Source organism: Planotetraspora thailandica (assembly GCF_016863335.1).
Classification (GTDB): Bacteria; Actinomycetota; Actinomycetes; order Streptosporangiales; family Streptosporangiaceae; genus Planotetraspora; species Planotetraspora thailandica.
Genome location: NZ_BOOR01000025.1, coordinates 13,446 through 27,451 on the forward strand (window position 1 = coordinate 13,446; position 14,006 = coordinate 27,451).

A 14,006-nucleotide genomic window follows, 5' to 3' on the forward strand; every position below is an offset into this window, starting at 1 on the left:
GAACCCGATCTCAGGGCCGACACCCAGCCGGATGGAGCTCCACTGATGGCACGTCGCACCGACGTCTTGGAAACGATCGTCAGCCTCGCCAAACGGCGTGGGCTGGTCTTCCCGTCGAGCGAGATCTACGGGGGTCTGAAGGCGTCGTGGGACTACGGTCCCCTGGGTGTCGAGCTCAAGAACAACGTCAAGCGCGAATGGTGGAAGTCCGTCGTGCAGGGCCGCGACGACGTCGTCGGCCTCGACTCCTCGGTGATCCTCGCCCGCGAGGTGTGGGAGGCCAGCGGCCACGTCAAGGAGTTCACCGACCCGCTGACCGAGTGCCAGTCCTGCCACAAGCGTTACCGCGCCGACCACCTGATCGAGGCGTACCAGGAAAAGCACGGCGGCAAGGAGCCGGAGAACGGCCTGGCCGACATCACCTGCGCCAACTGCGGCACCAAGGGCGCCTTCACCGAGCCCCGGCAGTTCAGCGGCCTCCTGAAGACCTACCTCGGCGCGGTCGAGGACGAGTCGGGCCTGGCCTACCTGCGGCCGGAGACCGCGCAGGGCATCTTCATCAACTACCTCAACGTGCAGCAGTCGGCGCGCAAGAAGATCCCGTTCGGCATCGGCCAGATCGGCAAGTCGTTCCGCAACGAGATCACGCCGGGCAACTTCATCTTCCGCACCCGCGAGTTCGAGCAGATGGAGATGGAGTTCTTCGTCAAGCCGGGCACCGACGAGGAATGGCACCAGTACTGGATCGACGAGCGCCTGCGCTGGTACGTCGACCTCGGCATCAGCAAGGACAACCTCCGCCTCTTCGAGCACACCAAGCTCGCCCACTACTCCAAGCGCACGGTCGACATCGAGTACCGGTTCAACTTCACCGGCACCGAGTGGGGTGAGCTGGAGGGCATCGCCAACCGCACCGACTTCGACCTGTCGACGCACGGCACGGCCTCCGGCACGGACCTGTCCTTCTTCGACCAGGAGTCCGGCGACCGCTACGTGCCGTACGTCATCGAGCCGGCGGCCGGTGTGGACCGGGCCACCCTCACCTTCCTGCTCGACGCCTACACGGTCGACGAGGCGCCGAACGCGAAGGGTGTCATGGAGCAGCGCACGGTCATGCGCCTCGACCACCGGCTCGCCCCGGTCAAGGTCGCGGTGCTGCCGCTGTCGCGCAACGCCGACCTGTCGCCGAAGGCCCGCGACCTGGCCGCGCAGCTGCGCCGCCGCTGGAACGTCGACTTCGACGACGCCGGCGCCATCGGCCGCCGCTACCGCCGCCAGGACGAGATCGGCACGCCGTTCGCGATCACGGTCGACTTCGACACCCTGGAGGACCAGGCCGTGACGATCCGCGAGCGGGACACCATGGCCCAGGAGCGGGTGGCGCTCGACCAGGTGGAGTCGTACCTGCGGCAGCACCTGAACGACTGACGCACGCCGGCACGAGATCGGCGCTGAGAAGGCGCCTTCCCGATTATCGGGAGGGCGCCTTCTCGCATGTTCGGCCGGGTATGAAAAGCGGATTTGCTCACAGCGTATGCGCTCTCAGTGAAATGTGCCCAGGGCGAAATGTCGGAGGGTTTCGCCGGGCCGCGGCGTTACCGTTTTCGGGAAGGAATGCACGATCATTTCCCGGACGTCGAGGAGGCAACATGCAACACGCACGCGCGGGTGAGGGGGGTCCGCAGCGGCACGAGCAGCTGGGGGACCGCCTGCGGAGCAAGCGGATCGTCGTGCTCGGGCAGGAGGTCGACGACGAGATCGCCAACCGCATCTGCTCGGAGCTGCTTCTCCTTTCTGCTGAGGATTCGCAGCGCGACATCAGCCTGTACATCAATTCTCCCGGCGGTTCGGTGTCGGCGGGAATGGCCATCTACGACGTCATGCAATATGTGCCCAACGACGTCGTCACGGTCACCATGGGATTGGCCGCGTCGATGGGCCAGTTCCTGTTGTGCGCCGGAACCCCGGGCAAGCGGTACGCCCTTCCGCACGCCAGGATCGTGATGCACCAGCCGCTCGGCGGCATCGGCGGCACCGCCTCCGACATCCGGATCCAGGCGGAGCAGATGCGTTACACGAAGAAGCTGCTCGCCGAGCGCATCGCCTTCCACACCGGCCAGCCACTGGAGCGGATCGAGGCCGACTCCGACCGTGACCGGTGGTTCACTGCGGAGGAGGCCAAGGAATACGGCTTCGTCGACCACGTCGTGGCCGGCGTCCGCGCGCTCTGATCCCGCTCGCCCGGCCTCGCCTGCCCATCAGCAGGTGAGGCCGTTGGCGGGCACCCTGCCCTCGGTGAAGTAGGAGTTGACGGCGGTGTCGATGCAGGGGCTCTGGCCGTACGCGCCGTGACCCTCGCCGTTCAGGGTGAGCAGCACGGCGGTGCGCAGCTGCCGGGCGAGGCTGGGCGCCCACTGGTACGGCGTGGCCGGGTCGTGGGTGACGCCGACGACCACGATGGGCTGGGACCCCGAGGCGTCGATGTGCCTGTTCGTGTTCTCCCCGGGCGCGTGCCAGACGCTGCACATGCCGGCGCTCGCGGCGGTCGCGGCGAAGATCGGGGTGGTGGGCACCAGCTGGTTGGCCAGCCCCACGGCCTGGGCGACGGTCGGGCGGTCGGTGGTGTCGGCACACAGGATGGCGGGCAGCGACGACTGCAGGGTCGTGTAGGTGCCGTTCGGCTGGCGGCCCGCGTACTGGTCGGCCAGCGCGAGCAGGCCGCTCTCGTCGCCCTTCCTGGCGTCGCTGAGGGCGTCGGTCAGCAGCGGCCAGGTCAGCTTGCTGTACAGCGCCTGCGTGATTCCCGTGCGGGCCACCGTGGAGGTGACCTCCCGGTTGCCGACCTTCGCCGGATGGGCCTGGAGGTCGTTGAGGAGGGTCAGCACGGCGTTCTTGGCCGTCGCGGTGTCGGAGCCCAGGGGGCAACTCGTCTTGGTCTTCGTGCAGTCGGCCAGGTAGTCCTCCCAGGCCCGCTGGAAGCCGAGCGCCTGGGTCTTGGACATGTCGAGCATGCCCACGGACGGGTCCAGCGCCGAGTCGAGCACCATCCGGCCCACTTTTTGGGGATAGAGCGTGGCGTAGACCGCGCCCAGGTGGGTGCCGTAGGAGAAGCCGAAGTAGTTGAACTTGCTCTCACCGAGAGCCGCGCGCAGCGACTCCATGTCGCGCGCCGCGTTGACCGTGCCGATATACGGGAGGATCCAGCCCGACCGCCGCTGGCAGGCGTTGGCGAACTCGATGTCGAGGGCGCTCTCCTTCTCCACGTCAAGGCTGGGCTCCTCGGCGAGCCATTGATCCATCCGCCGGTCGTCCAGGCACCTCACGCCGCTGCTGCGGTCGACGCCGCGCGGGTCGAAGCTGACCAGGTCGTAGCTGCGGCCGAGGACGGCGAATGCGGAGGCCGCGTTGAGCAGCGTGGAGACGCCTGAGCCGCCCGGGCCGCCGAAGTTGAACACCAGCGAGCCGATCCGGTGGGCGGTGTCGCTCGCCTTCCGCCTGATGAGGGCGATGCCGATCTTCCTGCCCTCCGGCTTGGAGTAGTCGAGCGGCACGTTCATGGTGGCGCACTGGAACCCGGTGGAGGCGGAGACTCCTTCGCACGGCCCCCAGGCGATCGTCTCCCGCGGGACGCCCGCCGTGGCGACCTCTCTGGATCCGCACGCGGCCGCGCTCAGCCCGAGCGGGCCGAACCCGACGATCGCCGCCAGCGTGACACGCCAGAGCCTTCGCGACACGTGTACCCTCCGTAATCGGTTGTATCGGGAGGGTTGCTCTTTTATACCGTGCGATTCCGAAGTCGGGTGGCAGGCTCACCGCAATGCGGCACCTTCTTGTGGCTTCGCGGGAAATGGTCTACACCAATTAACACCATCGAAACACGCGATGAATCCGGCGACATGTCGGGAATTGGTTTATACCACCGCCGAGATTCTCGGAAAAACGATCGTTTTTTACCGTGCTATGTAGTGGATTAGACCTATCCATGTGCTCTGATCAGGTCATATGCATTGTTGCCGGGGGTGTGATGTTTCGTCCTCTTGTTCGTCGGTAGAGTCCGGGCATCCGCGCGTTTTGCTTGAAGTCGCAAAGGAGCTCACGTGCCCAAGTACGTTTACGACTTCACCGAGGGCAACAAAGATCTCAAGGGGTTGCTCGGTGGCAAGGGTGCCAATCTGGCGGAAATGACCAATCTCGGGTTGCCTGTACCGCCGGGCTTCACGATCACCACCGAGGCGTGCCGCCACTACCTGAGCCATGGCGACATGCCGGACGGCCTCGGCGAAGAGGTGGCCGCCCATCTCGCGGCCCTGGAGTCGGGGATGGGCAAGCGGCTGGGCGACCCCGACGACCCGCTGCTGGTCAGCGTCAGGTCGGGAGCCAAGTTCTCCATGCCCGGCATGATGGAGACGGTCCTCAACATCGGGATCAACGACCGGTCGGTCCTGGGGCTGGCCAAGCAGTCGGGCAACGAGCGGTTCGCGTGGGACTCCTACCGCCGCCTGATCCAGATGTTCGGCAAGACCGTGCTGGGCGTCGACGGCGAACTGTTCGAGCGGGCCATCGACGAGCTCAAGGGCGAGCGTGAGGACACCGATCTCGACACCCCCGACCTCCAGCGTCTCGTCGAGACGTACAAGGGCATCGTGCGCGAGCGGACCGGCAGGGAGTTCCCCGCGGACCCGCGCGAGCAGATGGACCTGGCCATCAGGGCGGTCTTCGGGTCGTGGAACGCGCCCCGCGCCGTGCTCTACCGGCGCCAGGAGCGCATCCCCGCCGACCTCGGCACCGCCGTCAACGTGGTCGCGATGGTCTTCGGCAATCTCGGCGCCGACTCCGGCACCGGAGTGGCGTTCACCCGCGACCCCGGAACGGGCCAGCGCGGCGTGTACGGCGACTACCTCCAGAACGCCCAGGGCGAGGACGTCGTGGCCGGCATCCGCAACACCGTGCCCCTCCAGGAGCTGGAGGCCGTCGATCCCGTCTCCTACCGCAGGCTCCTGGAGATCATGGCGACTCTGGAGGGCCACTACCGCGACCTGTGCGACATCGAGTTCACGGTCGAGCGCGGCAAACTGTGGATGCTGCAGACCCGGGTCGGCAAGCGGACCGCGGCGGCGGCGTTCCGCATCGCGGTGCAGCTCGTCGACGAGGGCCTGATCGACATGGACGAGGCCGTCACCCGGGTGACCGGCGACCAGCTCGCGCAGCTCATGTTCCCCCGCTTCGCCACGCCGGAGGGCGACGGGAGGCTCACCACCGGCATGAACGCCTCCCCGGGCGCCGCCGTCGGCAAGGCCGTGTTCACGTCCGCCAGGGCCGTCGAGCTCGCCGGCAGGGGAGAGGACGTCATCCTCGTGCGGCGGGAGACCAACCCGGACGACCTGTCCGGCATGATCGCCGCGAAGGGCGTGCTCACCTCGCGCGGAGGCAAGACCTCGCACGCCGCCGTGGTCGCTCGCGGCATGGGCAAGACCTGCGTGTGCGGCGCGGAGGAGCTCGACGTCGACGTCGACGCCCGCCGGTTCACCACGCGGGACGGCACGGTCGTCGAGGAAGGAGACGTGATCTCCATCGACGGCGGAAACGGCGCCGTCTATCTGGGGGAGGTCCCCGTCGTCGCCTCGCCCGTGGTCGAGTACTTCGAGGGCGGGCACCCGGACGACGAGCTGGTCGCCGCCGTCCACCGCGTCATGACCCACGCCGACTCCGTGCGCGTGCTCGGCGTGCGGGCCAACGCCGACACCCCGGAGGACGCCGCACGGGCCCGGAGGTTCGGCGCCCAGGGGGTCGGGCTGTGCCGCACGGAGCACATGTTCCTCGGCGACCGCCGCAAGCTCGTGGAGGACCTCATCCTGGCCACCACCCCGCAGGAGCGGCAGGCCGCGCTCGACGCGCTCGAACCGCTTCAGACGGCCGACTTCACCGGGCTGTTCGCCGCCATGGACGGCCTGCCGGTCACCATCCGGCTGATCGACCCGCCGCTGCACGAGTTCCTGCCCGACATCACCGACCTGTCCGTACGGCTGGCCTTAGCGGCCGACCAGGCGCCGGAGAAGGACCGGCGGCTGCTTGAGGCCGTCAGGCGGCTGCACGAGCAGAACCCGATGCTCGGTCTGCGCGGTGTACGGCTCGGCCTGGCCGTACCGGGCCTGTTCGCCATGCAGGTGCGGGCGATCGCCGCGGCGGCGCGGCGGAGCGCGAACCCGAAGGCGGAGATCATGATTCCGCTGGTCAGCGCGGTGCAGGAGCTCGAGCTCGTCCGCGACGAGGCGGCGAAGATCCTCGCAGAGACGGGCGTGGACGCGCTCATCGGCACGATGATCGAGGTGCCGCGGGCGGCCCTGACCGCGGGGCAGATCGCCGAGGCGGCCGAGTTCTTCTCCTTCGGCACCAACGACCTGACCCAGATGACCTGGGGATTCTCGCGAGACGACGTCGAGAGCGCGTTCTTCGGCAGATATCTCGATCTCGGGATCTTCGGGGTCTCTCCGTTCGAGTCCATCGACCCCGACGGCGTCGGACGGCTGATGCGGATCGCCGCGGAGGAGGGCAGGCGCACCAGGCCCGGGCTCAAGCTCGGCATCTGCGGGGAGCACGGCGGTGACCCGGAGTCGGTGCGGTTCTGCCATGAGATCGGCCTCGACTACGTCTCGTGCTCGCCCTTCCGCGTGCCGGTGGCGCGCCTGGAGGCGGGCAGGGCCGCGCTGGCCTCCACGGGCAGCGACACCCGCTGAATGTGAAGTTCCACAGATCCGCCGGATTCACTGTGGAAGCCGCAGGTCGGGAAAGGAGTCGTTGACGGATTCAGTGCCGTGAATCCGGCGGCTATTGATCGAATAGGCCTCTTTGATCACCCTACGTACCTACCTTCAGGGAGGGCGTGGAGTGAGAAGAGGCCTATTACTACCTTTATTAGGCGTCCTGACGGTTCTCGCGGCCGTCCTGGTGGCCGGCCCCCCGGCGGCATCCCCGGCGTCCTCGGCCGCCGAGCCGCCCGCGTCGAAGCAGTACCAGGTCGACGGCCCGTCCAACGTCGCGCAGCGCAGCGCGGTCGCGCGCACGGGCGCGGCGATCGACGAGGTCCACGGCCGAAACCTGGTGGTCACCGCCAACCTTCAGGAGGTGGCGGCCATCCGCCGGCTCGGCTTCATCGTGACCGAGCTTCCCGCCGACACCGGGGACGACGGGCAGGTCCGCACACTGGACTTCCCGCCGGCCGACTCCGGCTATCACAACTACGCCGAGCTGACGGCCGTGGTGAACCAGCTCGTGGCCGATCACCCGACGATCGCGAGCAAGTTCACCTACGGCACGTCGTACGAGGGAAGGGCCCTCATCGGCGTCAAGATCAGTGACAACGTGGGGACGGACGAGAACGAGCCGGAAGTGCTGTTCACCCACCACCAGCACGCCCGTGAGCATCTCACCGTCGAGATGGCCATCTACCTGATGAACCTGCTCACCGACTCCTACGGCAGCGACAGCCAGATCACCAACCTGGTGAACACCCGGGAGATCTGGATCCTGCCCGACCTCAACCCGGACGGCGGCGAGTACGACGTCGCGACCGGGTCGTACCGGTCCTGGCGGAAGAACCGCCAGCCCAACTCCGGCTCCTCCAGCGTCGGCACCGACCTCAACCGCAACTGGGCCTACAACTGGGGCTGCTGCGGAGGCTCGTCGGGCAGCGCCTCCAGCGAGACCTACCGCGGCTCGGCCGGCGAATCGGCTCCCGAGGTGAGGGCCACCGCGAACTGGGTGCGCAGCCGGGTCGTCGGCGGCGTCCAGCAGATCAAGACCAACATCGACTTCCACACTTACGGCGAGCTCGTGTTGTGGCCGTACGGGTACACGACCGCCGACACCGGGCCGGGCCTGACGGCCGACGATCAGAACGCCTTCGCCACGCTGGGCCGGAGCATGGCGGCGACCAACGGCTACACCCCCGAGCAGGCGAGCGATCTCTACATCACCGACGGCTCCATCGACGACTGGCTGTGGGCCACCCAGAAGATCTTCAGCTACACGTTCGAGATGTATCCCGTCGCGAGCAACCCGGGCTTCTACCCGGGCGACGAGCAGATCGCGACGCAGACCGCGCGGAACAAGGCGGCCGTCCTCATGCTGCTGGAGTACTCGGACTGCGTCTACCGGGTGATCGGCAAGGAGTCGACGTACTGCGGCGGAGGCGGGCCGGCGCCCACGACCGTCTACTCCGACACCTTCGAGACCGCGACCGGTTGGACGGTCAACCCCGCGAGCACCGACACCGCCACCTCCGGAGCGTGGCAGCGTGCCAACCCCGCCGACACCAACTCCAGCGGCCCCAAGCAGCTGGGCACGACGGCGAGCGGCAGCTTCGACCTGGTGACCGGGGCGTCGGCGGGCACGTCCGCGGGCGACTTCGACGTCGACGGCGGGACGACCTCGATCCAGTCGCCCGTCATCACATTGCCGGCGTCGGGCACGCTCACCCTGTCGTTCGCCTGGTACCTCGGCCACGGGTCCAACTCCTCCAGCGCCGACTACCTGCGGGTGCGGGTCGTCGGCAACACGACGAGCACCGTCTTCCAGCAGGCGGGCGCCGCGACCGACCGCGACGCCGCGTGGAGCACGGCCAGTGTCACCATCAGCGGCTTCGCCGGTCAGAACGTGCGGATCCTCATCGACGCCGCGGACGCGTCGGGGGCCAGCCTCGTCGAGGCGGGCGTCGACGACGTGAAGATCACCCAGTCCTAGATCGTCCGGGCCTGATCACCTGACCCCGATCACCTGACCCTGATAACACGGGTCTGGAGGTCAGGCCCACTCCCATCGGATGCCGCGGGCGCCCGGCAGGGCGCCCGCGTCCACCAGATGCACGGTCCCGAACGCGTCGACGTGCAACTCGCCCAGGTCTTGAGAAGCGCTGTCACCAGACGCGCTGTCCCCCGGCACGCTCCACGGGTCGGGGGACCAGGTGTGGAAGCAGCGCACCGGCAGCACCGGGCCCTCGAATTTGACCTGCACGACGTGCTGCTGCACGGGCGCGACCAGGTGGCGGACGTGCCGGTCCGCGTCGTGTGCCGGCCCGGAGAAACCCGTCGAATACTCCACGATCCGGGTCTCCCCGGCGATCAGCGGCCGGTCGAAGATGAGTTCGTCCAGCGTGAAGGCCCCGGTCTCGCCGGGGCTGCTGCGCCCCGGCCGGCAGTAGTCGGTGCGCAGCAGCCGTACACCGGGAGGGTGCGCGACGACGCACCGGTCGGCGCCGGGCGCGACGGCGCGCACCACCAGCCGGGCGCGGGCCAGCCTGCGCCTGCCGTCGGCTCCCACGACCACCTGCTCGTGATGGCTGAGCACCGTCGTCAGCCCCGGTGCCGGGTCCGTACGGCGTCCGCGCGGGCGGGGCGGCCCGAGCAGCCCGATCAGCGAATACGCGGGGAGGGTCAAGATGACCTCCAACTCGCGAAGCGCCACCAGGGACGCGGCCCGTTCCGGCCGGGAGCGCCCCCGCTGCCAGTAGCTCAGGCTCGACAGGCTGATGTGCACGCCGCGCTCGAGCAGCCGGGCGTGGATGCGGTCCAGGCTCAGCCCGCGAGTGCGGATGGCCACCCGCAGGGCGTGCTCGAAGGGCCCGGAGCGGAGCACCTCCGCGAGCTCGCGATCGGCCACAGAAGCCCCTCCTTCGAGGCGTGAGGGATCCGGTCAGGAGCGGATGATGCTCACGTCGTCGACGGCGGCTTCGATGAGGCTGGCGGTGCCCGCGTCGGAGGCGTCGACGACGATGCGCACGGTCTGCCCGGCCAGCCCGGCCACCAGCCGCACCCCCTTGGCGACGCCGTACCTCGCCCCGCCGACGGTGCCGGCGACGTGGGTGCCGTGGCCGTTGCAGTCGGTCGCGTTGGCGTCGTTGTCGACGAAGTCGTAACCGCTGGACGCGCGGCCTCCGAAGTCGCTGTGCGAGGTCAGGATGCCGGTGTCGATGATGTAGGCGCGCACGTTCGACGCCGCGGTCGCGTACGTGTAGGTGGTGCTGAGCGGCAGGGCGCTCTGGTCGATGCGGTCCAGACCCCAGGTCGCGTTCGTCTGGGTGTCGTCGATCCCGATCGTCTGGTCCTGCTCGACGTAGGCCACGTTCGGGTCGGCCGCGAGCCGGCGCGCGTCGGTCTCCTTCATGTTGACGGTGAAGCCCCTGACCACCCGGCTGTAGACGTGCCTGAGCGATCCCTTGTGCCGGGACGACAGGTCCCGGGCCGACGCCGCGGCGATGCCCGCGGATGTCAGCCGCAGAAGCAAAGTCACCGTTTTCATGCGGGGGTTCCTCCAGGCGGGGGTAAACGGTTGGCATTGCAGCTCATGTTGCTTGACGTTGTGAGAGTCATCAATGTCGAAAAACATGTAAATCCATTCGCGTTCATTGATCGCGAATTTCACCCGTTGATTTGGCGGAAGTGAAGGAGGACGGCCCGGTGTCGCGATGTCCGGAGATGTTCCGCCCCGTTTCGGGGGGCGTTGGTCGTGAAGAGGGCCTGTGAGGGTACGGTTCTGTCCCCGCCTCCAGGGCCGGCACGCGCACCGGCGGCCCGTGGGGGAAGGGGAAAGACACGACCGGGGGGCAGGAGGACCGATGGCTCGCTATGACGAGCACGACCAGGCGCGATGGGCGCCGGAGCCGCCGGGGAACCCCGAGCGGGGCGCCTTCGAGCGGGATCGGGCGCGGGTGTTGCACAGCGCGTCGCTGCGGAGGCTGGCGGCCAAGACCCAAGTGGTGACTCCTACCGATTACGCCACAATGCACAGCCCTCGCACGCGTCTCACCCATTCACTGGAATGCGCGCAGATCGGTCGCGAGATGGGAAAGCTGCTCGGCTGCGATCCCGATCTCGTGGAAACGGCATGCCTGGCGCACGATCTCGGCCATCCGCCATTCGGCCATAACGGGGAAATGGCTTTGGACCATTTGGCCGTACGATGCGGAGGCTTCCAGGGCAACGCGCAGAATCTGCGTCTGCTGACCCGCCTCGAGGCCAAGGCCGTGACCGAGGACGGGCGCAGCGCCGGGCTCAACCTGACCCGCGCGGCGCTCGACGCGGTGTGCAAGTATCCCTGGACCAGCTACTCGTCCCAGATCCCCGGCGTGCCGCACGCCCGCGAGGGCAGGCCGTACTGCGTGTATCCGGACGACTTGGCCGTCTTCCAGTGGCTCAGGCAGGGCGCCCCCGACTATTCGCTCGCCTTCGAGGCGCAGATCATGGACTGGGCCGACGATGTCGCCTACTCCGTCCACGACCTGGAGGACGCGCTGACCTCGGGCCACGTCGCCGCCGAGGCGCTGCGCGACCCGGGCGAACGGCTGGCCGTGTGCGACCTGGCCCGCAGGTGGTACGCCCCCGACGCCGACGAGAACGAGCTGGCCGAGATCTTCACCCGGCTGGTCGCCGACCCGCTGTGGCCGGGCAGGTTCGACGCGGGCCTGGCCGACCTCGCCGGGCTCAAGCGCCTCACCAGCGACCTCATCGGGCGTTTCTGCAGGTCCGCGCAGGACGCCACCCGGGAGGCGTACGGCAGCGCCGCGGCGGAATCGGCGGGCAGGCACGGGATGGACCTGGTCGTGCCGCGGGTCACCCGGCTGGAGTGCGCGCTGCTGAAGGGCGTCACGGCCCACTACGTGATGTCGCGGGACGACCACCACGCCACTCAGGCCCGGCAGCGTGACGTCATCGAGGAACTCGGCTCGCTGATCATGCTGGGTGCCCCGGCGACGCTGGAACCGGCGCTGCGCCCAGAGTTCGAGAGCGCGACCGGCGACGCCGGGCGGCTGCGCGCGGTCGTCGACCAGATCGCCTCGCTCACCGACTCCTCCGCGCTGGCCTGGCACCGTCGCCTCTCTGCGCGCGCCTGAGTCGCGTGACGGATGCCTCCCGGGCATGCGATCGCTTGAATGGGTAGACGAACGCATGCGATCGAGGAGGAGGACTCATGCCCACATTCGTGATCATCGGCGGGGGGCTGGCGGGGGGCAAGGCGGCCCAGACGCTCCGCGAGGAGGGCTTCACCGGGGAGGTCGTGCTCATCGCGGCCGAGCGGGAACGGCCCTACGAGCGGCCTCCGCTGTCGAAGGGTTACCTCCTGGGCAAGACCGAGCTCGGTGAGGTCTACGTCCACGACGCCGGGTGGTACGCCGCGCACGACGTCACCCTGCGGACCGGTGTCACCGCCACCGGCGTCGACCTGAAGGAGCGGACCGTCGCCCTGGACACGGGGGAGCGGCAGCCGTACGACAAGCTGCTCGTCGCGACCGGCGCCGCTCCGCGCCCGCTGGACGTGCCGGGCGCCCGCCTCGGCGGCGTCCACTACCTGCGCACGATCGCCGACAGCCAGGCGCTGCGCGAGACCTTCTCCCAAGGGGGGAACGTCGTGGTCGTCGGGGCGGGCTGGATCGGCTTGGAGACCGCCGCGGCCGCCCGCACGGCCGGCTGCGCGGTCACGGTGGTGGCGCCGGGCCCGGCGCCGCTCCACCGGGCGGTCGGCCCCGAGGTCGGGGAGATCTTCGCGGCCCTGCATCGGGCGCACGGCGTCGAGTTCCGCCTGGGCGACTCCGTGCGCGAACTGCGCGGCACGTCACGGGTCTCCGAGGTGGTGACGTCCGGCGGTGAGGCGCTGCCCGCGGACGCCGTCGTGGTGGGCATCGGCGCCGCGCCCAACGTGGAGATCGCCAGGGCCGCCGGGCTGGAGGTGGCCGACGGCATCGTGGTGGACGCCTCGCTGCGCACCTCGGACCCCCACGTGTACGCCGCGGGCGACGTGGCGGAGGCCGCCAATCCCCTCCTCGGCCGCGGGATCAGGGTCGAGCACTGGGCCAACGCGCTGAACGGCGGCCCGGCCGCCGCCCGGGCCATGCTCGGCCAGGACGTCGTCTACGACCGCGTGCCGTACTTCTTCACCGACCAGTACGACCTCGGCATGGAGTTCTCCGGGGACGTCACCGGCCACGACCGGGTCGTCTACCGCGGCGACCCGGCGATCCACGCGGGCGCCGCCCTCGAATTCCTGGCCTTCTGGGTGAAGGACGGCCGCGTGATCGCCGGCATGAACGTCAACGTGTGGGACGTCACCGGCGACATCCAGGCCCTCGTGCGGGCCGGGCACACGGGCCGGGCGGTCGACCTCGACAGGCTCGCCGACCCGAAGGTCCCGCTCACCGAACTCCTGTGACGGTCAGGCGGTCGTGCCCGGCGTGTCGGCGCTCTTGTCGACCGGTTTGGGCACGCACAGCACGGTGCACTTCGGCAGCTTCCCGGCCCGCTGGAGCACGGCGAGGGTGGCCGGCTTGGGCGACAGCGTGCGGTTCCCGTCGTACCACGCGTCGAGGAACGTCCACGGCTCGACCATGCCCCGCCTGATCCACCAGTACTTGGGCGGCGCGGGCCAGGAGATGGCGAAATAGAGGTTGCTCGCGGTGTTGCGCGCGTTGCCTGAGTTGCCGACGGACCCGAGCGGCTGCCCGGCCTTGACGCTGACGCCGGGCTTCAGGCCCGGCATGATCTTGTCGAGGTGGCCGCCCAGGTACACCACGCCGTCCTGACCGGCGATCGTGAGGAAGCGGCCCTCCCGGTCGGGGCCGCGGTCGGTGGCCGGCCTCCACCTGTCCTGCCTGTTGACCTCGCGGATCCTGCCGTCGACGGGCGAGACGAACAGGCATCCCTTGCCCGCCCAGATCGTGCTCTTGGGCAGCCCGGCCAGCAACTTGTGCGCGTACGTCGTCCTGCAGCCCTTGATCGGGAAGACGTAGTCGTACGGCGAGACCCGGGGCGGGAGCATGCGGACGGGACGGCCGCCCGCGGGCTTCGCGGGACGGGGCGGCTTCGCGGCGGGTGTGCCCGACACCGTCGCGGACGTCTCGGGCGCGGGCTTCCCCGCGCTCGTCGCCGACCCCGGCCCGCTGCATGCGACGGCCAGGCATCCGGCCCCCGCGATGACGGCCAATTTCGCCGCGCGCATGATCTCCACCTGGTTGACCTTAC

At 69.2% G+C, this 14,006-nt stretch carries 10 protein-coding genes; 6 read left to right on the forward strand and 4 right to left on the reverse strand.

Annotated elements, in window-relative coordinates; translation table 11 throughout:
* The first annotated feature begins 45 nt into the window (after positions 1-45).
* Both Pth03_RS17930 and Pth03_RS17935 read left to right on the forward strand, forming a co-directional pair.
* Entirely contained in the window at positions 46-1,428 is a 1,383-nt protein-coding gene (locus tag Pth03_RS17930; RefSeq protein WP_203945444.1) for a glycine--tRNA ligase, read from the forward strand.
* A gap of 221 nt (positions 1,429-1,649) precedes the next feature.
* A complete protein-coding gene (locus Pth03_RS17935; protein ID WP_203945445.1) occupies positions 1,650-2,231 on the forward strand; it encodes an ATP-dependent Clp protease proteolytic subunit in 582 nt (193 codons plus the stop codon).
* Between the two features lie 27 nt (positions 2,232-2,258).
* Here the strand turns inward: Pth03_RS17935 and Pth03_RS17940 are convergent, their stop codons facing one another.
* Complete coding sequence (locus Pth03_RS17940) at positions 2,259-3,734, reverse strand: alpha/beta hydrolase (RefSeq protein ID WP_203945446.1); 1,476 nt, start codon at positions 3,732-3,734, stop codon at positions 2,259-2,261.
* Positions 3,735-4,097: 363 nt separating this feature from the next.
* Between Pth03_RS17940 and ppdK the strand changes: the two genes are divergently transcribed.
* Positions 4,098-6,734 carry a pyruvate, phosphate dikinase gene (gene ppdK / locus Pth03_RS17945; protein ID WP_203945447.1) on the forward strand — a complete coding sequence of 879 codons (2,637 nt, stop codon included), beginning with the start codon at positions 4,098-4,100 and terminating at the stop codon, positions 6,732-6,734.
* Positions 6,735-6,945: 211 nt separating this feature from the next.
* Positions 6,946-8,739, forward strand: a complete 1,794-nt coding sequence (locus Pth03_RS17950; protein WP_239119128.1) for a M14 family metallopeptidase — start codon at positions 6,946-6,948, stop codon at positions 8,737-8,739.
* A gap of 60 nt (positions 8,740-8,799) precedes the next feature.
* Here Pth03_RS17950 and Pth03_RS17955 read toward each other — a convergent pair whose 3' ends face one another.
* Together Pth03_RS17955 and Pth03_RS17960 are read right to left on the reverse strand one after the other, a co-directional pair.
* Positions 8,800-9,654 carry a hypothetical protein gene (locus Pth03_RS17955; protein ID WP_203945449.1) on the reverse strand — a complete coding sequence of 285 codons (855 nt, stop codon included), beginning with the start codon at positions 9,652-9,654 and terminating at the stop codon, positions 8,800-8,802.
* Positions 9,655-9,687: 33 nt separating this feature from the next.
* Positions 9,688-10,293, reverse strand: a complete 606-nt coding sequence (locus tag Pth03_RS17960; RefSeq protein WP_275413132.1) for a S8 family serine peptidase — start codon at positions 10,291-10,293, stop codon at positions 9,688-9,690.
* A 316-nt stretch (positions 10,294-10,609) separates the two neighbouring features.
* Between Pth03_RS17960 and Pth03_RS17965 the strand changes: the two genes are divergently transcribed.
* Together Pth03_RS17965 and Pth03_RS17970 are read left to right on the forward strand one after the other, a co-directional pair.
* Positions 10,610-11,884, forward strand: coding sequence for a deoxyguanosinetriphosphate triphosphohydrolase (locus Pth03_RS17965; protein ID WP_203945451.1), 1,275 nt, complete (start codon positions 10,610-10,612; stop codon positions 11,882-11,884).
* A 77-nt stretch (positions 11,885-11,961) separates the two neighbouring features.
* Positions 11,962-13,197, forward strand: a complete 1,236-nt coding sequence (locus Pth03_RS17970; RefSeq protein ID WP_203945452.1) for an NAD(P)/FAD-dependent oxidoreductase — start codon at positions 11,962-11,964, stop codon at positions 13,195-13,197.
* A gap of 3 nt (positions 13,198-13,200) precedes the next feature.
* Here the strand turns inward: Pth03_RS17970 and Pth03_RS17975 are convergent, their stop codons facing one another.
* A complete protein-coding gene (locus tag Pth03_RS17975) occupies positions 13,201-13,983 on the reverse strand; it encodes a M23 family metallopeptidase (protein ID WP_239119163.1) in 783 nt (260 codons plus the stop codon).
* Positions 13,984-14,006: the final 23 nt, after the last annotated feature.

What these genes read in the sequence shown, in the direction of transcription:
- Pth03_RS17930 (WP_203945444.1), top strand. Translation starts at nt 46, where the DNA reads ATGGCACGTCGCACCGACGTCTTGGAAACGATCGTCAGCCTCGCCAAA.
- Pth03_RS17935 (WP_203945445.1), top strand. Translation starts at nt 1,650, where the DNA reads ATGCAACACGCACGCGCGGGTGAGGGGGGTCCGCAGCGGCACGAGCAG.
- Pth03_RS17960 (WP_275413132.1), bottom strand. Translation starts at nt 10,293, where the DNA reads ATGAAAACGGTGACTTTGCTTCTGCGGCTGACATCCGCGGGCATCGCC.
- Pth03_RS17965 (WP_203945451.1), top strand. Translation starts at nt 10,610, where the DNA reads ATGGCTCGCTATGACGAGCACGACCAGGCGCGATGGGCGCCGGAGCCG.
- Pth03_RS17970 (WP_203945452.1), top strand. Translation starts at nt 11,962, where the DNA reads ATGCCCACATTCGTGATCATCGGCGGGGGGCTGGCGGGGGGCAAGGCG.
- Pth03_RS17975 (WP_239119163.1), bottom strand. Translation starts at nt 13,983, where the DNA reads ATGCGCGCGGCGAAATTGGCCGTCATCGCGGGGGCCGGATGCCTGGCC.